The organism is Rhodococcus sp. UNC363MFTsu5.1, from assembly GCF_000686785.1.
GTDB classification, from domain to species: domain Bacteria; phylum Actinomycetota; class Actinomycetes; order Mycobacteriales; family Mycobacteriaceae; genus Rhodococcus_G; species Rhodococcus_G maanshanensis.
This window is the reverse complement of the sequence record NZ_JMLO01000003.1, coordinates 74,822-100,159: the sequence shown is the minus strand read 5'-3', so window position 1 is coordinate 100,159 and position 25,338 is coordinate 74,822. Positions and strand designations below refer to the sequence as shown.

23 protein-coding genes are annotated in these 25,338 nt (G+C 70.2%); 15 read left to right on the top strand and 8 right to left on the bottom strand.

What is annotated here, in order from left to right; genetic code table 11:
• The first annotated feature begins 42 nt into the window (after positions 1-42).
• The gene (locus BR31_RS0105900; RefSeq protein ID WP_051637001.1) at positions 43-405 is read left to right on the top strand and encodes a hypothetical protein; all 363 of its coding nucleotides are present in this window, start codon (positions 43-45) and stop codon (positions 403-405) included.
• Positions 406-408: 3 nt separating this feature from the next.
• Here BR31_RS0105900 and BR31_RS0105895 read toward each other — a convergent pair whose 3' ends face one another.
• Both BR31_RS0105895 and BR31_RS0105890 read right to left on the bottom strand, forming a co-directional pair.
• Positions 409-882: a GNAT family N-acetyltransferase gene (locus BR31_RS0105895; protein WP_027500156.1), complete on the bottom strand. Its 474-nt coding sequence runs from the start codon at positions 880-882 to the stop codon at positions 409-411.
• 22 nt (positions 883-904) lie between these two features.
• Positions 905-1,492: an acid phosphatase gene (locus BR31_RS0105890; protein ID WP_027500155.1), complete on the bottom strand. Its 588-nt coding sequence runs from the start codon at positions 1,490-1,492 to the stop codon at positions 905-907.
• A 71-nt stretch (positions 1,493-1,563) separates the two neighbouring features.
• On the opposite strand from BR31_RS0105890, the gene BR31_RS0105885 reads away from it, so the two are divergent.
• Positions 1,564-2,358, top strand: coding sequence for a ParA family protein (locus tag BR31_RS0105885; protein ID WP_027500154.1), 795 nt, complete (start codon positions 1,564-1,566; stop codon positions 2,356-2,358).
• Positions 2,359-2,376: 18 nt separating this feature from the next.
• Here BR31_RS0105885 and BR31_RS0105880 read toward each other — a convergent pair whose 3' ends face one another.
• Together BR31_RS0105880 and BR31_RS0105875 are read right to left on the bottom strand one after the other, a co-directional pair.
• Positions 2,377-3,591, bottom strand: a complete 1,215-nt coding sequence (locus BR31_RS0105880) for an Rv3212 family protein (RefSeq protein ID WP_027500153.1) — start codon at positions 3,589-3,591, stop codon at positions 2,377-2,379.
• Between the two features lie 9 nt (positions 3,592-3,600).
• On the bottom strand, positions 3,601-5,214 hold the full coding sequence (locus BR31_RS0105875; RefSeq protein ID WP_027500152.1) for a DEAD/DEAH box helicase: 1,614 nt from the start codon (positions 5,212-5,214) through the stop codon (positions 3,601-3,603).
• Between the two features lie 318 nt (positions 5,215-5,532).
• Between BR31_RS0105875 and BR31_RS0105870 the strand changes: the two genes are divergently transcribed.
• Both BR31_RS0105870 and BR31_RS0105865 read left to right on the top strand, forming a co-directional pair.
• Positions 5,533-6,213, top strand: a complete 681-nt coding sequence (locus tag BR31_RS0105870) for a ferritin-like fold-containing protein (protein ID WP_027500151.1) — start codon at positions 5,533-5,535, stop codon at positions 6,211-6,213.
• A 112-nt stretch (positions 6,214-6,325) separates the two neighbouring features.
• Entirely contained in the window at positions 6,326-6,559 is a 234-nt protein-coding gene (locus BR31_RS0105865; RefSeq protein ID WP_027500150.1) for a DUF3107 domain-containing protein, read from the top strand.
• A gap of 97 nt (positions 6,560-6,656) precedes the next feature.
• Here the strand turns inward: BR31_RS0105865 and BR31_RS0105860 are convergent, their stop codons facing one another.
• On the bottom strand, positions 6,657-7,301 hold the full coding sequence (locus BR31_RS0105860; RefSeq protein ID WP_027500149.1) for an HTH-type transcriptional activator FasR: 645 nt from the start codon (positions 7,299-7,301) through the stop codon (positions 6,657-6,659).
• Positions 7,302-7,734: 433 nt separating this feature from the next.
• On the opposite strand from BR31_RS0105860, the gene BR31_RS0105855 reads away from it, so the two are divergent.
• Positions 7,735-8,682 carry a DUF3152 domain-containing protein gene (locus tag BR31_RS0105855; protein ID WP_231496399.1) on the top strand — a complete coding sequence of 316 codons (948 nt, stop codon included), beginning with the start codon at positions 7,735-7,737 and terminating at the stop codon, positions 8,680-8,682.
• Positions 8,683-8,686: 4 nt separating this feature from the next.
• Here the strand turns inward: BR31_RS0105855 and BR31_RS0105850 are convergent, their stop codons facing one another.
• Positions 8,687-9,133 (bottom strand): acyl-CoA thioesterase, encoded by a 447-nt coding sequence (locus tag BR31_RS0105850; protein WP_027500147.1) that lies wholly within the window; start codon positions 9,131-9,133, stop codon positions 8,687-8,689.
• Positions 9,134-9,257: 124 nt separating this feature from the next.
• Here BR31_RS0105850 and moeZ point away from each other — a divergent pair, with 124 nt between their 5' ends.
• Both moeZ and BR31_RS0105840 read left to right on the top strand, forming a co-directional pair.
• Positions 9,258-10,442: an adenylyltransferase/sulfurtransferase MoeZ gene (moeZ, locus tag BR31_RS0105845; RefSeq protein WP_027500146.1), complete on the top strand. Its 1,185-nt coding sequence runs from the start codon at positions 9,258-9,260 to the stop codon at positions 10,440-10,442.
• Between the two features lie 57 nt (positions 10,443-10,499).
• Entirely contained in the window at positions 10,500-11,348 is an 849-nt protein-coding gene (locus BR31_RS0105840; protein ID WP_027500145.1) for a TIGR02569 family protein, read from the top strand.
• Positions 11,349-11,352: 4 nt separating this feature from the next.
• Here the strand turns inward: BR31_RS0105840 and BR31_RS0105835 are convergent, their stop codons facing one another.
• Entirely contained in the window at positions 11,353-12,030 is a 678-nt protein-coding gene (locus tag BR31_RS0105835; protein ID WP_027500144.1) for a FadR/GntR family transcriptional regulator, read from the bottom strand.
• Positions 12,031-12,203: 173 nt separating this feature from the next.
• Here BR31_RS0105835 and BR31_RS0105830 point away from each other — a divergent pair, with 173 nt between their 5' ends.
• From BR31_RS0105830 to BR31_RS0105795, 8 genes are all read left to right on the top strand, one after another.
• Positions 12,204-13,376: an MFS transporter gene (locus BR31_RS0105830; protein WP_051637023.1), complete on the top strand. Its 1,173-nt coding sequence runs from the start codon at positions 12,204-12,206 to the stop codon at positions 13,374-13,376.
• Positions 13,377-13,639: 263 nt separating this feature from the next.
• Positions 13,640-15,019 carry an MFS transporter gene (locus tag BR31_RS0105825; RefSeq protein ID WP_027500142.1) on the top strand — a complete coding sequence of 460 codons (1,380 nt, stop codon included), beginning with the start codon at positions 13,640-13,642 and terminating at the stop codon, positions 15,017-15,019.
• Positions 15,016-17,157 (top strand): molybdopterin oxidoreductase family protein, encoded by a 2,142-nt coding sequence (locus BR31_RS0105820; RefSeq protein ID WP_037175706.1) that lies wholly within the window; start codon positions 15,016-15,018, stop codon positions 17,155-17,157. The genes BR31_RS0105825 and BR31_RS0105820 overlap by 4 nt, the downstream gene beginning before the upstream one ends.
• Positions 17,154-18,674 carry an FAD-dependent oxidoreductase gene (locus BR31_RS27555; RefSeq protein WP_051637000.1) on the top strand — a complete coding sequence of 507 codons (1,521 nt, stop codon included), beginning with the start codon at positions 17,154-17,156 and terminating at the stop codon, positions 18,672-18,674. The genes BR31_RS0105820 and BR31_RS27555 overlap by 4 nt, the downstream gene beginning before the upstream one ends.
• Positions 18,671-21,181: a nitrite reductase large subunit NirB gene (nirB, locus tag BR31_RS0105810; RefSeq protein WP_027500140.1), complete on the top strand. Its 2,511-nt coding sequence runs from the start codon at positions 18,671-18,673 to the stop codon at positions 21,179-21,181. Before BR31_RS27555 ends, nirB begins: the two co-directional genes overlap by 4 nt.
• Before the next feature lie 108 nt (positions 21,182-21,289).
• Positions 21,290-21,709 carry a nitrite reductase small subunit NirD gene (gene nirD, locus BR31_RS0105805; RefSeq protein WP_027500139.1) on the top strand — a complete coding sequence of 140 codons (420 nt, stop codon included), beginning with the start codon at positions 21,290-21,292 and terminating at the stop codon, positions 21,707-21,709.
• Positions 21,706-22,866, top strand: a complete 1,161-nt coding sequence (locus BR31_RS0105800) for a uroporphyrinogen-III synthase (protein WP_051636999.1) — start codon at positions 21,706-21,708, stop codon at positions 22,864-22,866. The genes nirD and BR31_RS0105800 overlap by 4 nt, the downstream gene beginning before the upstream one ends.
• Positions 22,866-23,609, top strand: coding sequence for a sirohydrochlorin chelatase (locus BR31_RS0105795; RefSeq protein ID WP_027500137.1), 744 nt, complete (start codon positions 22,866-22,868; stop codon positions 23,607-23,609). The genes BR31_RS0105800 and BR31_RS0105795 overlap by 1 nt, the downstream gene beginning before the upstream one ends.
• Here BR31_RS0105795 and BR31_RS0105790 read toward each other — a convergent pair.
• Positions 23,551-25,320, bottom strand: coding sequence for an NTP transferase domain-containing protein (locus BR31_RS0105790; RefSeq protein ID WP_027500136.1), 1,770 nt, complete (start codon positions 25,318-25,320; stop codon positions 23,551-23,553). The genes BR31_RS0105795 and BR31_RS0105790 overlap by 59 nt on opposite strands.
• Positions 25,321-25,338: the final 18 nt, after the last annotated feature.

Sequence of the window (25,338 nt, the reverse complement as noted above, 5' to 3'; positions counted from 1 at the left end):
CCCACACGCCCCAGCCCGCCCGCCACGGTCCGTTGGGCCGGAATGCTGGTGACCCTCCAGGGCACCGTCGCGGTCGGCATCGCGATCGTGCTGCTGATCCGCGGCCTCCTCGGTCACGATCAGACCGCGACCAGCGGATACGGCACCGCGGCGTGGTTCGCGATCCTCGGTGGCGCGGTCCTGGCCGCTGGCATCGCGCTGATCACCGGCAGGCGCTGGGGGCGCACGATCGCCGTCGTCGCCCAGTTGCTGCTGCTCCCGGTGTCCTGGTCGCTGCTGACCGACTCGCACCAGCCGGCGTACGGGGTGTTGCTCGCGGTGGTCGTGGTCGGCGCGCTGGTGTTGCTCTTCAGCAGCCCCTCGTCGCGGTGGATGGCCGACGAGTACGGCGACGAGGACTCCTAGCCGCTAGGCCTGCTTGGCGAGGCTGCGGAGGGCGTCGCCGGACAGGCGGTAGGTGGTCCATTCGTCCTGGGCGGTCGCGTCGAGCGACTCGTAGAACGCGATCGAGGGGGCGTTCCAGTTCAGCACCGACCAGCTGAGCCTGCTGTAGCCGTTGTCGGCGCACTCCTTGGCCAGTGCGGCCAGCAGGGCCCTGCCGTGGCCGGCGCCGCGCCGCTCGGGCAGGACGAACAGATCCTCCAGGTAGATCCCGTGGACGCCGTCCCAGGTGGAGAAATTGCGGAACCACAGCGCCATTCCGATGACGGTCCCGGCCTCCTCGGCCACGTGGCAGAAGGCCGACGGGTTCTCGCCGAACAGTGCGGTGGTGATCTGCTCGACCGTCACGGTGCACTCGTGCCTGGCCTTCTCGTACTCGGCCAGGTCGTAGATCAGGCCGGTGATGGCCGCGGCGTCGTCGGGGGTGGCCCGCCGGATCATGATTGCTCTCTCTCGGATCGAGTCACCAGGTGACGTTGTGCGAATTGATCTGCTGGACACCGTGATCGAAGCCGAGCACGGAGATCGCCGCCGGGTCCATCGCGAACCGCCTGCCCTCGGAGACCGGGAGCTCGGCCCACCGGGCGAGCAGGGCGCGGGAGAAGTGCGCGTGGCCGACGAGGATCACATCACGTTCGTCGAGCCGAGACAACGCCGTCGACAGGACCATGTCGGCGCGCGCTGCCACGGACTCGGCGCTCTCCCCGCCCGGGCACGGGTGCGTCCACACGGTCCAGCCGGGCACGCTCTCGCGGATCTCGGGAGTGGTCAGGCCCTCGTACCGGCCGTAGTCCCACTCCGCCAGCGCGTCCCACGCGGTCGCGGTCGCGAGCCCGGCGAGCTCCGCGGTCCTGGTGGCCCGGCCGCGCGGGCTGGTCAGGACCAGCGGGTCCCGCAGCCCGAGCCTGGCGATCCGGTGCCCGGCCTCGCGCGCCTGCTCCTCGCCCTCCGCGGTGAGCGGGATGTCGGTGCTGCCGGTGTGCCTGCCGTTCAGTGCCCACTCCGTCGCGCCGTGTCTGACCAGGGCGATGCGGGGGCGTGCGGTGCTCATGCGGCAATGATGCCAGGGTGATCTGGGCCCGACCGCTCGCCACATCCGACGAAGTGCGCAAAGATCACCCCGTGACAACTGTGCTCGCTGTGGCGAATCAAAAGGGTGGGGTCGCCAAGACCACGACGGTTGCCTCGCTCGGGGCCGCTCTCGCGGCGCTCGGGCGCAAGGTGCTGGTGGTTGACCTCGACCCGCAGGGCTGCCTGACGTTCTCGTTGGGCCACAACCCGGATCGGGTCGAATCGTCGGTGCACGAGGTGCTCACCGGTGAGGCGGCGTTGCGCGAGGTGATCCTCGACACCGAGGAGGGCATCTCGCTGGTGCCCGCGACCATCGACCTGGCGGGCGCGGAGGCGATGCTGCTGATGCGGCCGGGGCGCGAGTTCGCGCTCAAGCGCGCGTTGGCGACGCTGGACAACGACTACGACATCGTGCTGATCGACTGCCCGCCGTCGCTGGGCGTCCTCACGCTCAACGGGCTGACCGCGGCCGATTCGGTGCTGGTGCCGCTGCAGTGCGAGACGCTGGCGCACCGCGGCGTCGGGCAGCTGCTGCGCACCGTCGGCGAGGTGCAGCAGATCACCAACCCCGACCTGCGCCTGCTCGGCGCGCTGCCGACGCTCTACGACGCCCGCACCACCCACAGCCGCGACGTGATCTCCGACGTGGCCGATCGCTACGAGATGCCCGTGCTGGCGCCGCCGATCCCGCGCACGGTGCGGTTCGCCGAAGCCACGGCCTCGGGTGCAACGGTGCTCGCGGGCAGGCGCAACAAGGGCGCGCTCGCCTACCGCGAGCTGGCCGAGCAGCTGGTGGCGCACTGGGACACCGGCGCGGACCTGGTGACCTTCAGCCCCACGGCCTGAATCGTCGGCCCGGGGCCGTCAGCGCAGGGCGACGAGCTCGTCCCCGCGCTGCTCGAGCAGCACCGTGCCGACGACCGCGCTGGTCACCGGCGCCTGCTCGCCCGCACGGTCCACGGCGATCCGGCGTACCTCGGCTCCTGTCGACAGGTCGTGCACGGCGATGGCACCGTCGACGGGGACCAGGATCTGGCCCGCCATCAGCGCGCCGGGGCCGATGGCGCCCTCGAGGGTCCATCGGGGCGTGAAATCGGTTGCGCCAAGGGCGATCACCCGTGAACCCGTCCACCACGAGTACACCGAACCGACCTTGACCACCTTGGAATCAGGGGAGACGTCGGCGGGAACCGGATGCATGGCGACGGGGGAGCCTGCGCCGTCGAAGACGCCGACCCGTGCCCCCGTCGAGGGTCCGGCGGGCAGGTAGACGGCGGTACGGTCGCCCGCCACGGCGAGGACCCTCGCACCGGTGACGCCGGGGTCGAGATCGGCGAGCACGCTCGAGCCGTACTCGTCCGGTTCGGTGTTGTCCTTGGGGGCGGGGTTCAAGATGCTGAGCCGGTCGGCCGGCTCGTCCGGGCAGCGCTCGAGCACCGCGAGCCGGGTGCTGCTCGAGGCCGACGAGCGCAGCTCGCAGCCCGATCGCGGCTGGGTGTTCGGGTTGACCGGCGCGTCGACGCGGCCGAATTCCAGGGTGCGCACCAGGTCGGAACGCCACAGCTCCATCCGGTGCATTCCCCGCGAGGTCACATAGGTGCCGTCCTCGGACAGGACCACGGCGTCGTCGGCATCGCTGGTGCGTTGGGCGACCCGGGCGCCGTTCGCGCCTGCCAGTTCGGTGACGGCTCCGCAGCCGCGACCGTCGCGATACACCGAGACGACGGAGTTCCACGCCCCGATCACACCGCACAGCGGCAGGTCCCTGGAGTAGCTCCACAGCTGCGCGCCGGTGTCGCGGTCGCGACCGACGACCGCACCGCCCTCGGCGGTCACCACGGCCCCGCCCGCGATGACCGGACGGCCGGTCGACGCGCTGTCGGCACGCCAGATCTCGGTGACGCTCTCCGGGATGGAGAGCGCCGTATCTGCCGGTGTGGCAGGGGTTTCCGCGGTGATCGCGGTGGTGCCCCTGGCGTCGCTGCGCAGCCAGATCACACCGGCGGCGAGCACCACGACGACCGCGATCGCGGCAGCGGCGATGAGGTCGGCGCGGGTGCGCCGCTCCGGTGCGACCACGGCGGCGGGCTACTCCGAGGCCACGGCCACGGAGGGTGCTGCGGCCGCTGCCGCTGCCGCGGGCTTGCGCCGACGCCGACGACGACGCGCAGGCGCGGTGCCGTCGCCCGAGGGTGCGGTGGTGTCCGTCGCCGGGGCGTCGGAAACCGCTGCGGTGGTGTTGGTTTCGGTGGTGCTGCGACCGCCACGGGTGCGCTTGCGGGGGGCGCGTGTGCGGGCGGGGCGCTCGGACTTCTCGGCCCGCTCGGTACCGGCGGCGTCGTCGGTGTTACCGCCGGCCTCCGTCGCGCGCTCGGGCTTGGCCCGCTTGATCGAGCCCTTGGCGTCGGTCGGGATGTTCAGCTCGGAGTAGAGGTGCTCGGAGCTGGAGTAGGTCTCGGCCGGCTCCGGGATGCCGAGTCCGAGCGCCTTGTCGATGAGCTGCCAGCGGGGGATGTCGTCCCAGTCGACCAGCGTGACGGCGATGCCGGTGCGGCCCGCGCGACCGGTGCGGCCGATGCGGTGCACGTAGGTCTTCTCGTCCTCGGGGCACTGGTAGTTGATCACGTGGGTGACGTCGTCGATGTCGATGCCACGGGCGGCGACATCGGTGGCGACCAGCACGTCGATCTTGCCGGTGCGGAAGGCCTTGAGGCCCTTCTCTCGCGCCACCTGGCCGAGGTCGCCGTGCACGGCGCCAACCGAGAACCCGCGCTCGGCGAGATCGTCGGCCACCTTCTGTGCGGTCCGCTTGGTGCGGGTGAAGATCATGGTGGCGCCGCGACCCTCGGCCTGCAGGACGCGGGCGACCATCTCGGCCTTGTCGAGCGCGTGCGCCCGGTAGATGTGCTGGCTGGTGCGGTCGTGCACCGCCGACGATTCCGGCTCCTCGGCGCGGATGTGCGTCGGCTGGGTCAGGAAGGTGCGGGCGAGGGTGATGATCGGTCCCGGCATGGTGGCCGAGAACAGCATCGTCTGGCGCTTGTCGGGGACCATGCCGAGGATCCGCTCGATGTCCGGCAGGAAGCCGAGGTCGAGCATCTCGTCGGCCTCGTCCAGGACCAGCACCCCGACCTTGCCGAGGATTAGGTGGCCCTGCTTGGCCAGGTCGAGCAGGCGGCCGGGGGTGCCGACGACGACGTCGACGCCCTTCTGCAGCGCGGCGATCTGGGTCTCGTACGGGCGTCCGCCGTAGATCGAGAGCACCTCGAGCTTGCGGTCACCGGCCTTGAGGAACTTGCTCGCGTTGACAAGGTCCTCGGTGACCTGGATGCACAGCTCGCGCGTCGGCACGATGATCAGGGCTCGGGGGGTGCCGTCCAGCGTCGCGGTGCCCGTGTCGCCGGTCGCGATGCGGTGCAGCAGCGGGACGCCGAACCCGAAGGTCTTGCCCATGCCGGTTCGGGCCTGGCCGATGAGGTCGTCGCCCGCGAGCGCGAGCGGCAGCGTCAGCTCCTGGATGGCGAAGGTGCGGTCGATGCCGATCTCGGCGAGGGCCCGGACGATCTCGTCCCGGACGCCGAGTTCGGCGAAGGTCGGGGCGGTGTGGGTCTCGTCGAGCTGGGCGGAGAGGGTTGTTTCGGTCGCGTCGTCTTCATGGTCGATCGTGATCTTGCTCAGGGGTCTGGCCTTCCTCGTTGGCACGCGCGCACGAGGTGGGGCCAGGCCGATTGTCGGCCGATGTCGGTGCCCTCGTCCGTGAGTCGCGCTTCCTGCTGCCTGAGCGCGGAAATCGTGGGATCTCGACGCGGCGCGGGAAGGGACTTCAAGATCAGGTGCGCGCACATTATCTGCGGGTAGCCGCGTGGTCGTGTCGGCCCATTTGCTCGGGCTACGGGCGGCTGCCCGCGTCCATGGTAGCTTGCGTGACCGCCTGAGCCGGTATTTGCATGGCCAATCTCACCGCCTTCGCCCCGGCGCGGCCCCGATCGGCGGGCACCGCGTGACGTCTAGGCTGTCCGCATGGGAGCCAATTCGCCGGATTCTTTGACGCCAGCCATTGCCGCCGATCATCCGGGAGTGGGTGAGCTCTTCGCCGTTCTCGCGTACGGCGAGATCTCGGCTTTCTATCGCCTCGCGGAGGACGCGCAGATGTCGCCGACCCTGCAGGGGAAGGTCGCGCTGGCGAGCATGGCGGCCGCGGAGATGAGCCACTTCGAGACCCTCCAGTCGGCGTTGACCGCACGGGGGCACGACGTCTACTCCGCGATGAAGCCGTTCGTGGCGCCGCTGGACGACTACCACGCCTCCACGCACCCGTCGACCTGGCTGGAATCGCTGGTCAAGGCGTACGTGGGCGACGGCATCGCCGCGGACTTCTACCTGGAGATCGCGGACTCCCTCGACCCGTCGGTGGCCGCGGTCGTGCGTGAGGTGCTCGCCGAGACCGGGCACTCGGAGTTCGTGGTGCACGAGGTCAGCGCCGCGGTCCGCTCGAGCACGCAGGAGAAGGACCGGCTGATGCTGTGGGGCCGCCGGCTGCTGGGGGAGGCGATCACCCAGGCGCAATACGTGATGGCTCAGCGCCAGGACCTGACCGAGCTGGTGATCACCGCGAGTGGCGACCTCAGCGGCATTGCCGCCATGTTCGACCGGATGCAGGAACGGCACTCGGAGCGGATGACGGTGCTGGGACTCGTGTGAGGCGGCCCCGCTGCTGTTCGCTCTCAGCACACGTACAGCGCGGGCGCGGCGGCGAGCAGCTGCACTAGCCTTGGGCTTCGGTAGTGATGGCACGAGATTTCGGAGGTTGGCCGTGGAGGTCAAGATCGGTGTTTCTGACAGCCCGCGCGAGCTCATCGTGAACAGCGAACAGACACCCGAAGAGGTCGAGGCCCTGGTCGCGGGCGCGCTCGGCGGCGAGGGCGGTGTGCTGGCGCTCGTCGACGACAAGGGGCGCAAGTTCCTGATCCAGGCCAGCAAGGTGGCGTACGTGGAGATCGGACCGTCGGACAGCCGCAAGGTCGGGTTCGCGGCGACCAGCAGCTGATCTGCTGAAGCAGACGAAGAAACGGGGCGCGGTCATCCGCGCCCCGTTCTCGTTGGTGCCCCTCTGCTTCGTGCCCCCGCGGTTCCCGTCGCGGAGGTCAGTGCTGCAGCGGCACGTGTGACAGGCCGCCCCATGCGAGCACCACGGTGGTGTCGACGGCCTCCTCCTTGGGGATCGGCCGGTTCGCCTGCAGCCAGTAGCGCGCGGTGAACTGGCTGGTGCCGACGAGCCCGACCGCGAGGATCCGGGCGCGATAGGGATCGAGACCCGAGTCGTGGCTGACCAGGTCGAAGACGGCGTCCACGCAGGCCTCGGTGGCCTGGTCGACCCGGGCCAGGACCTGTGGGTCACCCATCACGTCCGACTCGAACACCAGCCGGTAGCCCTGGCTGTCGTTGTCGACGAAATCGAAGAAGGCCTGCACGGCCGCACGGACCCGCTGCCTGTTGTCGGTGGTCGAACGCAGGGCCTGCCGCACGCCGGAGATCAGGCTGTCCACGTAGCTCTGCAACACCGCGAGGTAGAGGTCGAGCTTGCCGGGGAAGTGCTGGTAGAGCACGGGCTTGCTGACGCCCGCGCACTCGGCGATCTCGTCCATGCCCGCAGCGTGATAGCCCCTGGTGACAAAGACCTCGCTCGCGGCCTGGAGCAGCTGCAACCGTCGCGCGTCGCGGGGGAGGCGGGTGCTGCGTTTGGTGGTCTGGCCTGCGGGTGCTGCGGCCCGATCCGCGAGTTCTGTCATCGTGCTCCCAATCTGCTGCCTATCCACCATCACTGACCCGTGCGGTGCGGTGAGGGTGCTCACTGCACTGAGTGCACAAAGTCATCGAACGATACCCGGACGATCGCCGGGCCACCCTCACAATGGCGCATGCTGTGTAGGTGAGTATTCCAGGTGATGCGGTCGGTGTCGGCATGTCGCCGTCGGGCGCCCGGTCGGGGCGACGTTCGGCGCGCCGAATCGCCGTTGCGCCGGTCTGTGAGATTCTGGCTCCGTGACAGATCGAGGTGGACCGCGGTTGCGGGGCGACGCTCCACGTCGCTCAGGCGGCAGTGGCTACCCCGACGACCGCTACCCGGCGCCGCACCCGGACGACGACTACCAAGACGATCGGTACCCCGACGACGAGCGTTACGAGCGGCGCGAGGGCGGTGCCGTCGGATCCCATCAGCCGTTGCGAGCGCAGTGGGATCCCACCAGCCGCGAGCCGGGGCGCCCCCGCACCCCCAGGCCCGAACGTCAGGCCCGAAAGCAGAGCAAGCTGGGCAAGTTCGTCTCCGTGTACGGATGGCGGGCATACGCGATCCCGATCCTGTTGGTGGTCACCGTGCTCGTGGCCGTCGACGCGATCCGCGGCGGCGGCAGTTCCCCGGAGTCCGAGACCGGCGACGGTCCTGGCCTCGGCGCGCTCAGCACCGCCACCGACGGCACCGATGTGATCGGCGTGCCGCCGCAGGCCGACGGCAATTTCGCCGGGACGATCCCCTCCGGCGCGCTCCCGGACGGCGGGCCCTTCACCGCCCAGGGCGCAGGCGCATGGCACGTGATCCCCGGTACCACCGCGCAGGCGGGGCAGGGCACCGAACAGGTCTTCACGTACACGGTCGAGGTCGAGGACGGCGTCGACACATCCGGTTTCGGCGGCGACGAGGCCTTCGGCCGGATGGTGGACCAGACGCTCGCCAACCCGAAGAGCTGGACCAAGGACCCGAGGTTCGCGGTCCGCCGGATCGACAACGGGGAACCGACCTTCCGGGTGTCGCTGACCTCCCAGATGACGGTTCGTCAGGCCTGCGGATACGACATCGAGCTCGAGGTCTCCTGCTTCAACCCGTCGATCAACCGGGTGGTCCTCAATGAGCCGCGCTGGGTCCGCGGCGCCATCGCCTTCCAGGGCGACATCGGCTCCTACCGGCAGTACCAGATCAACCACGAGGTCGGACACGCCATCGGCTACCAGGACCACCAGCCCTGCGAGTCGGACGGGGGACTGGCGCCGGTGATGATGCAGCAGACCTTCGGCACCTCGAACAACGACATCGCGAAGCTCGACCCCGAGGGCGTGGTGCCGATGGACGGCAAGACCTGCCGCTTCAACCCATGGCCGCACCCGCGCGGCTGAGCGACTAGCCGCGCACCCAGGTCGCGAGGAGCGCGCGTTCGTCGGCGGTGAGGCGGCGTAGCCGCTGGGTGTGCGGATCGCCGAGGGCCAGCTGGGTCACGGCCTCGACGGCGGGGCGAGAATCGGCAGGCGCCGAGGCCGCACGCACCTCGTATCGGACGGTCACGTCGACGGTGCGCAGTCGCTCGATCCACATCGTGACCGATAGCGGGCTGTCCGCGTGGGTGAGCGGGGACCGGTATCGCACATCGATGTGTGCCACCACCGAGGTCCCGAGCAACTCGGACGCCTCCGGCCCGACGCTGCGCAGCCAGTCGATCCTGGCCTCCTCGAGCAGGGTCACCATCCGGGCGTGGTTGACGTGCTGGAAGACGTCCATGTCCGACCACCGGACCGGCACCTCGGCGCGGTAGGAGACCGGATCGGTTGCCGGGGTCGGGGTGGTGCTCATCGGGACTCCTTGCGAACGTCGTGTGTACCAGGGCGACCGACCGTAACCGGCCGGGGAAGAATGGACTCGTGCGGAGCGTTGTAGCTGCGTGAGCGCGTAGACCGTAGGAGCCGTCGTGTCTGACCTGAAGTCCAAGAACTCATTGCCGCCGCTGGTCGAACCCGCGGCCGAGCTGAGTCGTGCCGAGGTGGCGCGCTACAGCAGGCACCTGATCATCCCCGACGTCGGCATGGTGGGGCAGAAGCGGCTCAAGAACGCCAAGGTGCTGGTGATCGGGGCGGGTGGGCTCGGGTCGCCCGCGCTGCTCTACCTGGCCGCCGCGGGTGTCGGGACCCTCGGCATCGTCGAGTTCGACGAGGTCGACGAGTCCAACCTGCAGCGCCAGGTCATCCACGGGCAGGCGGACGTCGGCAGGCCGAAGGCCGAGAGCGCTCGCGACTCCATCCTCGAGATCAACTCGAACGTCGAGGTGCGGCTGCACCAGTTCCGGCTCGAGCCCGACAACGCCGTGGAACTGTTCGAGCAGTACGACCTGATCCTCGACGGCACCGACAACTTCGCCACCCGCTACCTGGTCAACGATGCCGCGGTGCTCGCGGGCAAGCCGTACGTCTGGGGCTCGATCTACCGGTTCGAGGGGCAGGCGTCGGTGTTCTGGGAGGACGCCCCGGACGGACGCGGGCTGAACTACCGCGACCTCTATCCGGAGGCGCCGCCGCCGGGGATGGTGCCGTCGTGCGCCGAGGGCGGCGTGCTCGGCGTGCTCTGCGCCTCGATCGGGTCGATCATGGCAACCGAGGCGATCAAGCTGATCACCGGAATCGGGGAGTCGCTGCTCGGCAGGCTCATGGTGTACGACGCCCTCGAGATGAGCTATCGGACCATCAAGCTGCGCCGTGACCCGGCCAGGGAGCCGATCACCGAGCTCATCGACTACGACGCGTTCTGCGGCGTGGTGTCCGACGAGGGGGTCGCCGCGGCCGCGGATTCGACGATCACGGCGCCCGAACTGGCCGCGATGCTGGCCGCGGGAAAGGAGATCGAGATCGTCGACGTCCGCGAACCGGTGGAGTGGGACATCGTCCACCTGCCGGGCGCGACGCTGATCCCCAAGGACCGCATCCTGTCCGGCGAGGCGCTCGCGGAGCTGCCGCAGGACAGGCCGATCGTGCTGCACTGCAAGACCGGTATCCGGTCTGCCGAGGCGCTGGCCGCGCTGAAGAAGGCGGGCTTCGCCGATGCGACCCATCTGCAGGGCGGGGTCATCGCCTGGGCGAACCAGGTGGACAAGTCACTGCCGGTGTACTGACGCGGACCCGGCGCGTCAGGGGACGGCGAGGGGGCCGACGGCGGTAGCGTTGGTGACGTGAGCTCTGTCGAACCTCCCGAGCACGTGCGCTCCACCTTCGGTCTGCGCGAGACGGTTCCGATTCCGCTCGGAGCCGACTGGGACGGCGGTTGGCGTTGCGGCGATGTCGTCCTCTCGCCGGTGGCCGACCACGCCCGCGCCGCGTGGTCGGCAAAGGTGCGCGAGACGCTGACCGCGGACGGGGTGCGGATCGCGCGTCCGGTCCGGGCAACCGACGGACGTTACGTCGTATCGGGCTGGCGGGCAGACACATTCATCGGCGGGTCGCCGGAGCCGCGGCACGACGAGGTGGTCTCGCTGTCGATGCGGTTGCACGCGGCGACCGCGGCCCTCGAGCGGCCTCGGTTCCTTGTACAGCCACCGGTGGCGCCATGGGCGGACGTCGACGTGTTCGTCGCGGCCGATCGGGCCGCGTGGGAGCAGGTTCCCCTGCGGGCGGTGAAGGGCCAGTTCGAGCCGGTCACCGACGACGGCAGGACCAGCGTCGAGCTGATCGGTCAGCTGGCGACGCTGCGCAAGCCGGTGCGCAGCCCCGACCAGCTGGTGCACGGCGACCTCTTCGGCACCGTGCTGTTCTCCGGCTCGGAGGCGCCTGCCATCACCGACATCACCCCCTACTGGCGGCCCGTCGGCTGGGCGGCCGGGGTCGTCGTCGTGGACGCGCTGTCATGGGGTGGAGCCGACGCGGAGCTGATCGCCCGGTGGGAGGATCTGCCGGAGTGGCCGCAGATGCTGTTGCGCGCCCTGATGTTTCGTCTGGCGGTCCACGCCCTGCATCCGCGCTCGACGGCCGAGGCGCTGCCCGGCCTGGTCCGCACCGCGGACCTGATCCGGTTGATGCTCTAGGTCCTCAGGTCCGCTGGGCGAGGAGCTCGGTCAGGAACCGGCGCGCCGCGGTCGCGGCGCGCTCGCTGTCGCCCTCGATGACGGCCTGCACGAGCTCGTCGTGCTCGGGCTCGTAGGAGTTCTCGGCCGCCACCCGGTGGCGGAGGATGGTCTGCTCGATGGCGGGCAGTAGCGAGTCGTAGAACTCCAGGTACACCTCGTTGTGGCTGGCCGCGACGATCGCGCGATGCAGGGCCAGGTCGGCCGCGACGGCCGCGGTCGTGTCGGCCGCACCCTCGACGGGCGACCAGAGCAGGTTCCTGCGGGCGAGCAGGTCTCGCAGGGTCGCGATGTCGGTGTCGTCGCGGCGCCGCGCGGCGAGGGCGGCGGCCGTGACGTCGAGGGCCTGACGCAGCTCGAGGATGTCCCGTTCGTGCGCGGCCGCGAAGTACTTGCCGAGAGTCCCGCCGAGGTCGCTGGTGGCGATCACGTAGGTGCCCGAACCCTGACGTCGTTCGAGCATGCCCGCGTGCACGAGCGCCTGGACGGCCTCGCGCACGGTGTTGCGCCCGGTCCCGGTCAGCTCGGCGAGCTCCGGCTCGGTCGGAATCCGCGAGCCGGTCGACCAGCGGCCGGCCACGATCTCCGCGCGCAGCTGGTCGGTGACCTGCGCGATGAGGCTTGTCCGTCGTACGGGTTGCACGCGATCCCTCTCTGGTAAGACGTGTGCGCATCATACTCAGTTGCATCGGATCATCCATTCATCCTATGATTTTGCGATCATTTGCTGAGGGAACGAGGTGTGCGGTGTCCGTGCAGGCGACCGAACGGCATCGACACCCGATCGACCGGCGCGCACTCGTCGCAGGCCGGCTGATGGTGCTCGTCGCGATCGTGCTCTCCGCGCTCACGCTCCGCACTGCCGTCACCTCCCTGACCCCGCTGCTCGACGAGATCGGCCAGGAGGTCGGGTTCGGGTCCACCATCGTCGGTGTCTTCGGGATGCTGCCCACCGCGATGTTCGCCGTCTTCGGCCTGCTCACGCCCCGGTTGGCCCTGGCGTTCGGCCTGGAACGGGTGGCGCTCGGGGCCATGCTGATGACCGGGATCGGCATCGCGACCCGCTCGATGGTGTCCGACACCGCGGCCCTGCTCGCGCTCTCCGCGCTTGCTCTCGGCGGCATGGGGATCGGCAACGTGGTGATCCCGCCACTGGTCAAGCGCTATTTCTCGGACCGCGTCGCGATGATGAGCACCATCTACATCACCTGTGTCCAGGTGGGCACCTTCCTTCCGGCGCTCGTCGCGGTGCCGGTCGCGGACGCGTACGGGTGGCGGGTCTCGCTCGGCCTGTGGTCGTTGCTGGCCTTCGCCGCGGCGCTGCCGTGGGTGGGCATCGTGATCAGCAGGCGCGGTCGAGACCGTGTCGACACCTCCGCGGAACCGCACGCCGAGCGCGGCGAGCGCGGTCGGGCCTGGCGATCACCCGTGGCCTGGGGGATGGCCGGGATGTTCGGCATGACCTCGCTGATCACGTACTCGATGTTCACCTGGGTGCCCAAGATCCTGACCGAGGCAGGCGCGAGCGCGGCATTCGGCGGCGCCATGGTCGCGCTGTTCTCCGCGGTCGGCTTCATCGCTGCGATCGGGGCGCCGACCCTGTGCGCGCGGATCGCCAACCCGTACCCCGTCGTGATCGCCTGTGCGGTGTTCTATCTGGCCGGATTCGCCGGCCTGCTCTTCGCTCCCATGGCGGCCCCGGTGCTGTGGATCCTGCTGGTCGGCCTCGGCCCGAGCACGTTCCCCATGTCGCTGACGCTGATCAACCTGCGCACCAGGACCGCGGCAGGCTCGGCCGCGCTGTCCGGCTTCACCCAGGGGCTCGGGTACGCGGTGGCCTGCATCGGACCCCTGCTGTTCGGCGTCCTGCACGACCTGACCGGCGGCTGGACCTGGCCCTTCGCCCTGTTGCTCGGTGCTGTCGCGGTCATCCTCGTGGCGGGCTACGTGGCGTGCAAGCCGAGGTTCCTCGAGGACAGCTGGACGTGACGCCCGTCACATCGTGACTGGCATGTGACTGCCCGTCACATGCCGTAACACCCCGTTTACCTGCGGAAACGTTCTCACCGCCGGGATGGCGCGCACGTGAGCGCAAGTTCATTCCGGAGTCATTGCCTGCATCACCTCGGCAACATCCGACTCGTACCTTTAGGTCTCCCACGCACAGAGGAGGCCCGGTGACCACACGTTCGGACGAAGCCACGGCAGCAGCCGGCGCGCTCGAGGACAAGACCTCGAATCGCAAGCACTACATCGCGGAATGGGATGCCGAGGACGTCGAGGCCTGGGAGGCCGGCGGCAAGGACATCGCCAAGCGGAATCTCGTCTGGTCGGTCATCGCCGAGCACGTCGGCTTCTCGGTGTGGTCCATCTGGTCCGTGATGGTCCTGTTCATGCCGACCGACGTCTACGGCATCGACCCGGCGGGCAAGTTCTTCCTTGTGGCGGTCCCGACCCTCGTCGGCGCCGTCCTCCGCATCCCCTACACCGTCGCCACGGCACGGTTCGGCGGCAGGAACTGGACGATCTTCAGCGCGCTGGTGCTGATGGTGCCGCTGGTCGCGACCCTGTACCTGATGCTCAACCCCGGCTTCTCGTACACGACATTCCTGCTCGTCGCGGCGATCGCCGGCGTCGGCGGCGGCAACTTCGCCTCCTCGATGGCGAACATCAACGCCTTCTACCCGCAGCGGCTCAAGGGCTGGGCACTCGGCCTCAACGCAGGCGGAGGCAACATCGGCGTGCCGGTCATCCAGCTCATCGGTCTCATCGTCATCGCGACGGTCGGCAACACCGAAGCGTGGATCGTCTGTGCCATCTACCTGGTCTTCTGTGGTGTCGCCGCGGTCGGTGCCGCACTGTTCATGGACAACCTGGGCAACCAGAAGGCCGACATGAAGGCGATGGGAACGGCGCTCACGTTCCGCGACTCGTGGGTGATCGCCTTCCTGTACATCGGCACCTTCGGCTCGTTCATCGGCTACAGCTTCGCGTTCGGCCAGGTCATGCAGATCAACTTCATCGCAGGCGGCGACACCCCCGCCCAGGCCGCCCTGCACACCGCACAGATCGCGTTCATCGGTCCGCTGCTCGGGTCGATCGCCCGCCCGTACGGCGGCAAGCTCGCCGACCGCATCGGCGGCGGCAAGATCACGCTCTACACCTTCGCCGCGATGACGCTCGCGTCAGGAATCCTGGTCACGGCGAGCACGATCGACGACAGCACCGCGGGAGCCGCCAGCACCGGCGTCATGGTGGCACTGGTCCTCGGCTTCGTCGCACTGTTCCTGCTGTCCGGACTCGGCAACGGTTCGGTCTACAAGATCATCCCGTCGATCTTCGAGGCCAAGGCTCAGGGACTCGATCACCTCAGCGCGGAAGAGAAGGCCAGCTGGTCGCGCAACATGTCGGGTGCACTCATCGGCTTCGCAGGCGCCATCGGCGGGCTCGGCGGCGTCGGCATCAACCTGGTGCTCCGGGCCTCGTACCTGAGCCCGGCCAAGTCCGCGACCATGGCGTTCTGGGTCTTCCTCGGCTTCTACGTCGCCTGCATCGTCGTCACCTATGTGGTGTTCCTGCGCCGCCCGGCGGCCAGGGACGTCACCGAGACCGAGGAGTCGGTGCTGGTATGACCATCGCAGTTCCGTCTCTGGTTTCCACCCCCACCCACTGCCCGTACTGCGGACTCCAGTGCGCGATGAACATCGCGCGGGACTCCTCGGCCGCGGATCAGGCCCTGACCGCGACGGTCACGGGCCGGAGCTTCCCCACCAACAGGGGCGGGCTGTGCCAGAAGGGCTGGACCAGTGCGGAACTGCTGCGGAACCCGAACCGGCTCACCGCGCCGCTGGTGCGCCGGGACGGGGAACTGCGCCCCGCGAGCTGGGACACCGCGCTCGACATCGTGGCCGACGGCTTCGCGGCGGCGCAGGCCGAGGGTGGGCGCGATGCCGTCGCCATCTTCGGAGGCGGTGGGCTCACCAACGAGAAGGCGTACCAGCTCGGCAAGTTCGCCCGGGTGGCGCTGGGCACCTCGAACATCGATTACAACGGCCGGTTCTGCATGTCGTCGGCGGCGGCGGCGGGCGGCAAGGCCTTCGGGCTCGACCGCGGACTGCCCTTCCCGGTGTCCGATCTCGGTGCCGCACGGGCGATCCTGATCCTGGGCGGCAACGTCGCCGAGACCATGCCGCCGTTCCTCGGTCACCTCGCGACCGCGGCCGACGCGGGGGGACTCGTCGTCGCGGACCCCCGGCGCACGGCCACCGTGGAGCGCGCGCTCGCAGGCGGTGGGGTGCACCTGCAGCTGAGCCCGGGCACCGACCTCCCGCTGGCCCTCGGCCTGCTGCACCTGGCCGTGCTCGACGGCCGGATCGACCACAACTTCGTCGGTGCCCGCACCGAGGGATTCGACGATGCCTGGCTGGCCGCCGCCCAGTGGTGGCCCGAGCGCACCGAGCGGGTCACCGGGGTGCCGGTGAGCGCGCTGCGCCGCACGGTGGAGATCCTCTGGCGCGCACAGCAGTCCGATGCTGGCGCCTACATCCTGACGGCCAGGGGGGCCGAGCAGCACGCGACCGGGACCGACACCGTCTCGGCGGTGATCAACCTGGCCCTTGCCCTCGGGCTGCCCGGCCGCAGGGGCAGCGGTTACGGCGCCATCACCGGGCAGGGCAACGGGCAGGGCGGTCGCGAGCACGGGCAGAAGGCGGATCAGCTGCCCGGCTACCGCAAGATCACCGACCCCGCCGCACGGGTGCACGTCGCGCAGGTGTGGGGCATCGATCCCGCCGAGCTACCCGGCCCGGGGAAGAGCGCATACGAGCTGCTCGAGTCGATCGGCACGCCCGGCGGGCCGACTGCGCTGATGGTGCACGGGGCGAACCTCGCGGTGTCCGCGCCCCACGCGGGCCATGTCGTGGACCGGCTGTCCGCGCTCGAGCTGTTGGTCGTCAACGACTTCCTGCTCTCGGAGACCGCCGCAATGGCGGACGTCGTCCTGCCGGTCCTGCAGTGGGCCGAGGAGGAGGGCACGATGACCAGCCTCGAGGGCAGGGTGCTGCGCCGCAAGGCCGCGGTGCCCGCTCCCGAGGGGCCGCGCTCCGAGCTCGAGGTGCTCGCCGGGCTGGCCCGCCGACTCGGCCAGCCTGCTGGGCGGTTCGGAACCGATCCCGAGGCCGTCTTCGAGGAGCTCCGGTTGGCCTCCGCGGGCGGGGTCGCGGACTACTCCGGGATCAGTTACGCCCGGCTGGACGAGGGTGCCGCGCTGCACTGGCCGTGCCCGGCAACGCCCGCAGGCGAGCCCGAGCATCCAGGGACACCGCGCTTGTTCCTGGATCGATTCGAGACCCCGAGCGGCCGAGCGCGTTTCGTCGCGGTGGAGCACCGCGGACCGAGCGAGGGGATGGACGCAGAGTTCCCGCTGGTGGCCACGACGGGTCGGGTCCTCGCCCACTATCAGTCCGGCGCGCAGACCCGCCGGATCGACGAACTGGTCCGTGCCGCGGGCGAGATGTTCGTGCAGGTGCATCCCGACACCGCGCGCCGGATGGGCCTCGTCGAGGGTGCGCCTGCCGTCGTGGTGAGCAGGCGGGGCCGGACCGAGGCGATCGTGCGCTGTGACGACAGCATGCGGCTCGACACCGTGTTCCTTCCGTTCCACTTCGCCGGGTCCGGCCGGGCGAACCTGTTGACCAATCCGGCGCTCGACCCGACGAGCGGGATGCCGGAGTTCAAGGCATGTGCGGTGAAGCTGGAGGCGGTGGCATGAACAGGACCCGAATCGTGGTGGTGGGCAACGGCATGGCCGGCTCGCGACTGGCGGAGGAATTGCGACGCCGCGACCCCGAGGGAGAGCGGCTCGACATCGTGGTGATCGGCGCCGAGGCGCATCCCGCGTACAACCGCATCCTGCTCTCGAATGTTCTGGCGGGCAGCATCACCGGCCGTGACACCCGCCTCAAGCCGGACGGCTGGTGGGAGCGGCAGGGGATCGACGTCCGGTCAGGCGTCCGGGTGACCGGCATCGACACGGCCACGCGGACCGTGCGCTGCGACGACGGCACCGGGGCCGGACACGACGAGATCGGCTACGACGAGCTGGTGCTGGCGACCGGTAGCCGATCGTTCATCCCGCCGATCGCGGGCGCGGTGGACGAGTCGGGCGCGCTGGTCGACGGCGTCGCCGCGTTCCGCACCATCGGCGACTGCGATCAGATCATCGCCGCGGCCACCGGCGGATCCAGCGCCGTGGTCCTCGGCGGCGGCCTGCTCGGGCTCGAGGCGGCCCGCGGGCTGCTGATGCGCGGCATGGACGTCACGGTGGTGCATCCCAAGGACTTTCCGATGGAGCGCCAGCTCGACCCCGCGGGCGGCGCGGTGCTGACCAGGGTGCTCACCGAGCTCGGCATGCGGATGGTGCTCGGACGCAGGGCGGTCGCCCGCGATGCCGAGAACCGGACCGTGGTGCTCGACGACGGGACCGAGCTGCCCGCCGACCTGCTGGTGCTGTCCGCGGGGATCCGCCCCGAGGTGTCGCTGGCCGAGGCCGCTGGCATCGCCGTCGATCAGGCCATCGTGGTCGACGACCTGTTGCGCACCAGCGCCCCGCGCGTCTCGGCGATCGGGGAGTGCGCGCAGCATCGCGGCGAGGTGTACGGCCTGGTTCAGCCGGGCTGGGAGCAGGCCGCGGTGGTGGCCGAGCGGCTCGCGGGCGAGAACCGATTCGCCACCTACCACGGGACCGCGAACGTGACCCGGCTCAAGGCCCACGACATCGACCTCGCCTCGATGGGCGACATCAGCGCCGAGATGCACTGCAGCCACAGCGAGGTGCTGACCCTCGCCGACCCCACCCGTGGGCGCTACGCGAAGGTCGTGGTGCGCGAGGACCGGGTGGTCGGCGCGGTGCTGCTGGGAAACCCCGACGTGGTCGGCACCCTGACCCAGCTCTTCGATGCGCAGCTGCCGGTCCCGGTGGACCGGATGTCGCTGCTCATCGGCCGCGGATCGGGAGCGGGCGTCGAGGTGGCCAGTCCCGCCACCATGCCGGGGTCGGCGGTGGTCTGCCGATGTAACTCGGTGACCAAGTCGCAGCTGACCACGGCGTGGAAGGCGGGCGCGCGCGGCGTGGCTGCCATGGCCACCGAGACCAGGGCGACCACCGGCTGCGGCGGCTGCAGCTCCGTCGTCCAGGGCATCTGCGAATGGCTACGCAACTCGGATCCGGAACCACGAGACCAACCAGCACACGAAACACCATCGATCGAAGAAGAGGGCGCAGCATGAACAACAAGTCGGTAGTGGTGATCGGGCACGGAATGGTCGGCCATCGGTTCGTCGAGGCGCTGCGCGCGCGCGACGAGGACGCCCAGTGGCGAGTGACCGTCCTGTGTGAGGAGACGCTGCCCGCCTACGACCGGGTCGGCCTGTCCTCGTACGTCGGGTCCTGGGACGCAAAGGAACTGGCGCTCGCGGGCAACGACTACGTCGGCGACGCGCTGGTCGAGCTGCGGACCGGTGAGCGGGCCGTCGCGATCGACCGTGCCGCGCGCACCGTCACCACCGGTTCCGGCGAGACCCTCGGCTACGACGCCCTCGTCATGGCCACCGGCTCGTACCCGTTCGTGCCGCCGATCCCGGGCCACGACCGCCCCGAGTGCTTCGTGTACCGCACCATCGACGACCTCGACGGGATCCGTGCCACCGCGGAGAAGGCGGGCAAGGGGGCGGTCGGCGTGGTCGTCGGTGGCGGCCTGCTCGGCCTGGAGGCGGCCAACGCGCTCCGGCTGATGGGCATGACCCCGCACGTGGTCGAGTTCGCACCCCGGTTGATGCCGCTGCAGGTCGACGAGGGCGGCGGGGCGTTGCTGGCGCGGCTGGTCACCGACCTCGGTGTCACCGTGCACGCGGGCGTGGGTACCGCCGCCATCACAGAGGGCCCGGACGGCGTGAGTGTCGAACTCTCGGACGGATCGGTGATCGAGGCGGCGTTGCTGGTGTTCTCGGCGGGCATCCGGCCGCAGGATCAGCTGGCCCGTGCGGCCGGGCTCGAGATCGGCGAACGCGGCGGCATCCTCACCGACCTCGGCTGCCGGACCTCGGACGAGGCCGTCTTCGCCGTCGGTGAGTGCGCGGCCGTCGAGGGCGTCGCCTACGGCCTGGTCGCGCCCGGCTACACCACCGCCGAGATCGTGGCCGATCGACTGCTCGGTGGCGCAGCCGAGTTCCCTGGCGCGGACCTGTCCACCAAGCTCAAGCTGATGGGGGTGGACGTCGCCAGTTTCGGTGATGCGCACGCCCAGACGCCCGGTGCCCTAGAGGTGGTCCTCAGCGACGCGGCCAAGGGCACCTACGCCAAGCTCGTGGTGTCCGATGACGCCAAGACCCTGCTCGGCGGCATCCTCGTCGGCGACGCGTCCGCATACGCGTCGCTACGCCCCCTGGTCGGCCGCGAGCTCCCGGGTGACCCGGCGTCGCTGATCTCGCCCGCGGGCGAGAAGCCCGGTGCCGGATCGCTGCCCGACGATGCCGAGGTGTGCTCGTGCAACGGCGTCACGAAGGGCGCCATCTGCGGTGCGATCGCCGAGGGCGCCTGCGACATCGCCTCCGTGAAGAGCTGCACCAACGCGGGAACAACCTGCGGCGGCTGCCTGCCAACGATCAAGCAGCTGCTGGCCTCGTCCGGCGTGGTGATGTCGAAGGCGCTCTGCGAGCACTTCGAGCAGTCGCGGGCGGAGCTGTTCGAGATCGTGATGGCGACGGGAACCCGGACGTTCTCCGCGTTGATCACCAAGTTCGGCACGGGAAGCGGATGCGACATCTGCAAGCCGGTGGTCGCCTCGATCCTGGCCTCGACCGATTCGGATCACATCCTGCACCGGAACCAGGCCTCGCTGCAGGACACCAACGACCACTTCCTGGCCAACATCCAGAAGAACGGCACCTACTCGGTGGTGCCGCGGATGCCCGGCGGCGAGTGCACCCCCGAGCAGCTGATCGTGATCGGTGAGGTGGCACGGGATTTCGGTCTGTACACCAAGGTCACCGGTGGCCAGCGCATCGACCTGTTCGGTGCCCGCGTCGAGCAGCTGCCCGCGATCTGGAAGCGTCTGGTCGATGCAGGCATGGAATCCGGTCAGGCATACGGCAAGTCGCTGCGCACGGTGAAGAGCTGTGTCGGATCCACCTGGTGCCGATACGGCGTCCAGGACTCCGTTGGCATGGCCGTCGGACTCGAGAACCGTTACCGCGGTTTGCGTTCCCCTCACAAGATCAAGTTCGGTGTCTCCGGTTGCGCGCGTGAGTGCGCGGAGGCCCGCGGCAAGGACGTCGGCGTCATCGCCACCGAGAACGGCTGGAACCTCTACGTCGGCGGCAACGGCGGGCAGTCGCCCAAGCACGCGCAGCTGCTGGCAGGCGGTCTCGACGACGAGACGCTGATCCGCTACATCGACCGGTACCTGATGTTCTACGTCCGCACCGCCGACCGGTTGCAGCGCACCGCGCCGTGGGTGGAGGCGATGGAGGGCGGCCTCGATCACCTCAAGGCCGTGGTCTGCGAGGACAGCCTCGGTATCGCCGCCGAGCTCGAGGCGGCCATGGCCAAGCACGTCGAGGGCTACCAGGACGAGTGGGCAGGCGTGCTCGACGACCCGGAGAAGCTCTCGCGCTTCGTGTCCTTCGTCAATGCGCCGGAGGAGGCCGACCCGACCGTGGTGTTCGACGAGTCCGGTGATCGCAAGATCCCGGTTCTGATGGGGATGCCGCCGATGCCGGCCACGACCTCCCAGTAGCGGGTGGGGACCGCTCAGCATCTGCTTACCCCGAGGGAATCGCGGCTTAACGCCCAGGAAACACCGGATAAGTAGAAAGTAAGCCTGCATTACAGGAGGACCGCGATGATGACCGTTATCGAGATGAAGGCGCACAACGTGACCGGACCCGGACGCGAGAGCGTCAACGACGGACGACTCGAATGGACCTCGGCCTGCCCGCTCAGCCACCTCATCCCGGGGCTCGGTGTCGCGGTGCTGATTCGGGGGGGCGAGCAGGCAGCCCTGTTCCTCATGGAGGACGGCTCGCTCTACGCGGTGGGGAACATCGACCCCTTCGGTCGCGCGGCGGTGATGTCGCGCGGCCTGGTCGGGGACAGGGCGGGCGAGCCCATCGTGGTCTCGCCCCTGCTCAAGCAGGTGTTCTCGCTCGTCGACGGGCGCTGCCTCGACGACGAGTCCGTTCGTCTGCCGGTGTACGACGTGCGGGTCTGGGCCGGCATGGTCCAGGTCCACAGCACCTCGGCTGCCGCGGCGGACAGCGCGTGAGCGAGGGGAGGGCGGTGCCGCAGGTCGGTGAGCCGCTGTCCGGTTTCACCGTCGGGGTCACCGCGGCCAGGCGGTCGGAGGAGTTCACCACCCTGCTGACCCGGCGCGGCGCCACCGTCGTGCACGCGGCCGCGATCCGGATCATCCCGCTCGTCGACGATGCCGAGCTGGAACGGGTGACAAGGGAACTGATCGAGAACCCACCCGAGATCGCGGTCGCGACCACCGGAATCGGCTTTCGCGGCTGGATGGAGGCCGCCGACGGGTGGGGGCTCGCCGAGCAACTGGGCGAGGCGCTGTCGAAGGCGCGGCTGCTGGCCCGCGGTCCGAAGGCGAAGGGGGCGATCCGCGCCGCGGACCTGCGTGAGGAGTGGTCGCCGGTCTCCGAGTCCTCGGCCGAGGTGATCGATCACCTGCTCGCCGAGGGCGTCGAGGGCAAGCGGATCGCCGTGCAGCTGCACGGCGCCACCACCGAATGGGAGCCGCTTCCCGACTTCTGTGAGGTGCTCCGGGTTGCCGGGGCCGAGGTCGTTCCGGTGCCGGTGTACCGCTGGACCCAGCCCGACGACCCGACCGCGATGGACCGCCTCATCGAGCTGACCGTCAGCGGGGGCCTGGACGCGCTGAGTTTCACCAGCGCGCCAGCGGTGGCGTCGATGCTGATCCGCGCCAAGGAGATCGGCCTCGTCGACCCACTGCTGAACTCGTTGCGCACCAGGGTGCTCGCGGTGTGCGTCGGCCCGGTCACCGCGGCGCCGCTCGAGGCGCTCGGCGTGCCGAGCACCATGCCGGGGCGGGCCAGGCTCGGGTCGCTCGCCAGGCACATCGCCGAGGAGCTGCCGCGGCGTTCGATGCGCCTGCGCGCGGCGGGTCACGACGTGAGCGTGCGTGGCGGATGTGTCGTCGTGGACGGCGAGGTTCGTCAACTCGCCCCTGCGGCAATGGCTTTGATGCGAACACTGGCGCATCGACCCGGACGTGTCGTCTCTCGGGAGGAGCTGCTCTCCGTGCTCCCCGGCGGCGGCGAGGACACCCATGCCGTTGAGACAGCCATCGCGCGGCTGCGGACCTGTCTCGGTGCCCCCAAGATCGTGCAGACGGTGGTCAAGCGTGGCTACCGCCTCGCGCTCGACCCGGTCGATTGCGGGGACGACTAGTGAGCGGGCCCGCGCTGGTGCTCGTCGCGCACGGCACCAGGAGCCCGCGCGGTGTCGACATGGTCGCGGCGCTCGCCGACGCGGTCGCGGACGAGGTGGGCACGACCCGCGTCGCCTTCGTGGACGTGCTCGGTCCGTCGCCCTCGGAGGTGCTCCGCGACCTCGACGGCCCCGCCGTCGTGGTGCCCGCGTTCCTGGCCTCGGGGTACCACGTGCACACCGACGTCCCGCGCGAGGTCGCGGACTCCGGGCACCCCGACGTGACCGTGACCAGGGCGCTCGGGCCGGACCCGGTGCTGGCCACGGTGCTGTTCGAGCGCCTGCGCGAGGCGGGCTGGCGGCAGGGCGATGCGGTGGTACTGGCGGCGGCCGGGTCCTCGGATCCGCGCGCACTGGCCGATGTGCGCCGCGGCGCCATGATGCTCGCGGAACTGGTCGGGAGCTCGGTACACATCGGCTACGTCGCGACCGCGGAGCCGCGGGTGCCCGAGGTGGTCGAGGGACTGCGGGTGGCGGGTCACCGTCGTGTGTTCATCGCCTCGTATCTGTTGGCGCACGGCCTGTTCCATCGAAGGCTGGTCGATGCCGGATCGGACGGGGTGGCCGAGCCCCTGGGCGTGCACCCGGCATTGGTTCGGCTGCTGGCCGACCGCTATCGGGCCGGCTGCGCGGACATCGCGTCCGTCAGCGAGGCAACGGCAGCAGTTCCGCGGAGCCACCGTCAGGCGTTGCCGGTTCGATGATCGCGAGGGCGTCGGCCCCGATCAACGCGGCGAGGTGAGCCGTCCCCACCGGCGCGGCCGCGTACCAGCGACCGTCTGACCGTCGGGTGGCCGTGACGACCCGAGGGGCGTCGGAGGCGAGTTCCGCGGCGTTCTCGATCGGCGCACGCGGTGGGGTCGGGGCGGGTGCACCGGTGAGCGCGGCGACAACGGCAGGCGCCGTCATGAGCAGCGTGGCGACCGCCGCAAAGGGGTTGCCGGGCAACCCGAGCACGATGCGGCCGTCCGGCAGCACCGCGACCACCTGCGATCCACCCGGCCGGCATCGCACCCGCCCCACCACGAGACGGGCGCCGCAGCGCGTGAGCGCCATCCGCAGGTGATCGGCGGCGCCGCCCCCGGTGGCGCCGACGATGACGATCAGGTCGGGTCGGGTGTCCGTTTCGGAAACCGGCTGCGCCAGTAGCTCATCGAAGCCGCCGGGGGTGTCGCGTAGGTGCGACTCGGCGGCCGTGCGGATGCCGCACCAGGACAGGAAGTGCGGCATCACGGGCCCGAGGCTGTCGCGGGTCTGCCCGGTGCGCAGCGGGCCATCGCGGCGGATCTCGTCCCCGGTCACCACGATGTGGGCCGTGACGGGCCCGCGGACCAGCAGCTCGGGGACCTCGCCGCTCAGTGCCACCGAGACCACGGCGGGGGTCACCGGTTCGCCCGCCTCCGCGAGCCGTGCGCCCGGCTGCCAGTTCTCACCGCGCCTGCGGGTGTCGTCGCGGACCGGCGCCTCCTGGCGCCTGCTCAGCGTGGTGTTCGCGAGTTCGACGTGCTCGTCGCGGACGACGGCGGTGGCTCCGGACGGCACGTGGGCGCCGGTGGCGATGCGCACGGCGTGCCCGGGTTCGAGTTCGACCTCGTCCTCGGAGCCGGCGTAGCGGATGGCGGTGTCGAGTTGCCATGGGCCGTCGCCGGATACGGCGTAGCCGTCCATCGCCGAGATGTCGATCCGGGGCAGCGCGTCGGCGGCGAGCATCGGTCGCGCCAGCACCCCGCCGATCGCGGCGAGCGGTGCCGCCGTGCGAGTGGGCAGGGTCGTGACGGCCTCGCGGACGGCCCGCCTGGCCTCGTCGAGGTCGACGGCGGGGGAGGAGCTGCGCGCGCGGGCGGCGGCGACATCGGCCTCGGTGTCGCAGTCGGAGATCCCGGTCATGGGAACGGTCGCATACCCGGCCGGGATCAGTGTCTTCATCGGCCTGTTGGCCAGATCGGCGCGCCCGAGTCCGTCGAGCCCAGCGGACAGCGCATCCCTGCGCCACACGCCGAGGAGGAACTGCACCCGACCGGATTCGTCGAGCGCATAGGCCGCGGGCGCACTCGGCTCGCGGTCGAGTGCCGAGACGAGGCTCTCGATCGCTGCCGCGGACAGGAACGGCAGGTCGGCTGCGAGCACCACCACGGGTGCGGTACCGCCGCCCAGCTCGAGCAGGCCCGCGTCCATCGCGAGGACCGGGCCGCCGCCCGCGGGTGATTCCTGGGTCTGGGCGATCGAGGCGGCGAGGTCGTCGCGATGCGGTCCGACCACGACCACCCGCTCCGCCCCTGCGACGGCGTCGAGGGCAGTGCACAGCATGGATCGGCCCGCGATGACGATCGCGGGCTTGTCGACGCCACCCATCCTCGTGGCGGATCCGCCGGCGAGAATCACTGCGTCGTATGCCGAGGGAGCGCCGGTGGTCATCGACAGATTCTCCCATTG

Bases quoted from the DNA above. Each gene is read 5' to 3' on its own strand.
- nirD (WP_027500139.1), top strand. From the start codon at position 21,290: ATGACCGTTATCGAGATGAAGGCGCACAACGTGACCGGACCCGGACGC.
- BR31_RS27555 (WP_051637000.1), top strand. From the start codon at position 17,154: ATGAACAGGACCCGAATCGTGGTGGTGGGCAACGGCATGGCCGGCTCG.
- BR31_RS0105790 (WP_027500136.1), bottom strand. From the start codon at position 25,320: ATGACCACCGGCGCTCCCTCGGCATACGACGCAGTGATTCTCGCCGGC.
- BR31_RS0105870 (WP_027500151.1), top strand. From the start codon at position 5,533: ATGGGAGCCAATTCGCCGGATTCTTTGACGCCAGCCATTGCCGCCGAT.
- BR31_RS0105850 (WP_027500147.1), bottom strand. From the start codon at position 9,133: ATGAGCACCACCCCGACCCCGGCAACCGATCCGGTCTCCTACCGCGCC.
- BR31_RS0105890 (WP_027500155.1), bottom strand. From the start codon at position 1,492: ATGAGCACCGCACGCCCCCGCATCGCCCTGGTCAGACACGGCGCGACG.
- BR31_RS0105820 (WP_037175706.1), top strand. From the start codon at position 15,016: ATGACCATCGCAGTTCCGTCTCTGGTTTCCACCCCCACCCACTGCCCG.
- BR31_RS0105830 (WP_051637023.1), top strand. From the start codon at position 12,204: ATGGTGCTCGTCGCGATCGTGCTCTCCGCGCTCACGCTCCGCACTGCC.
- nirB (WP_027500140.1), top strand. From the start codon at position 18,671: ATGAACAACAAGTCGGTAGTGGTGATCGGGCACGGAATGGTCGGCCAT.
- BR31_RS0105900 (WP_051637001.1), top strand. From the start codon at position 43: ATGCTGGTGACCCTCCAGGGCACCGTCGCGGTCGGCATCGCGATCGTG.
- BR31_RS0105895 (WP_027500156.1), bottom strand. From the start codon at position 882: ATGATCCGGCGGGCCACCCCCGACGACGCCGCGGCCATCACCGGCCTG.
- BR31_RS0105860 (WP_027500149.1), bottom strand. From the start codon at position 7,301: ATGACAGAACTCGCGGATCGGGCCGCAGCACCCGCAGGCCAGACCACC.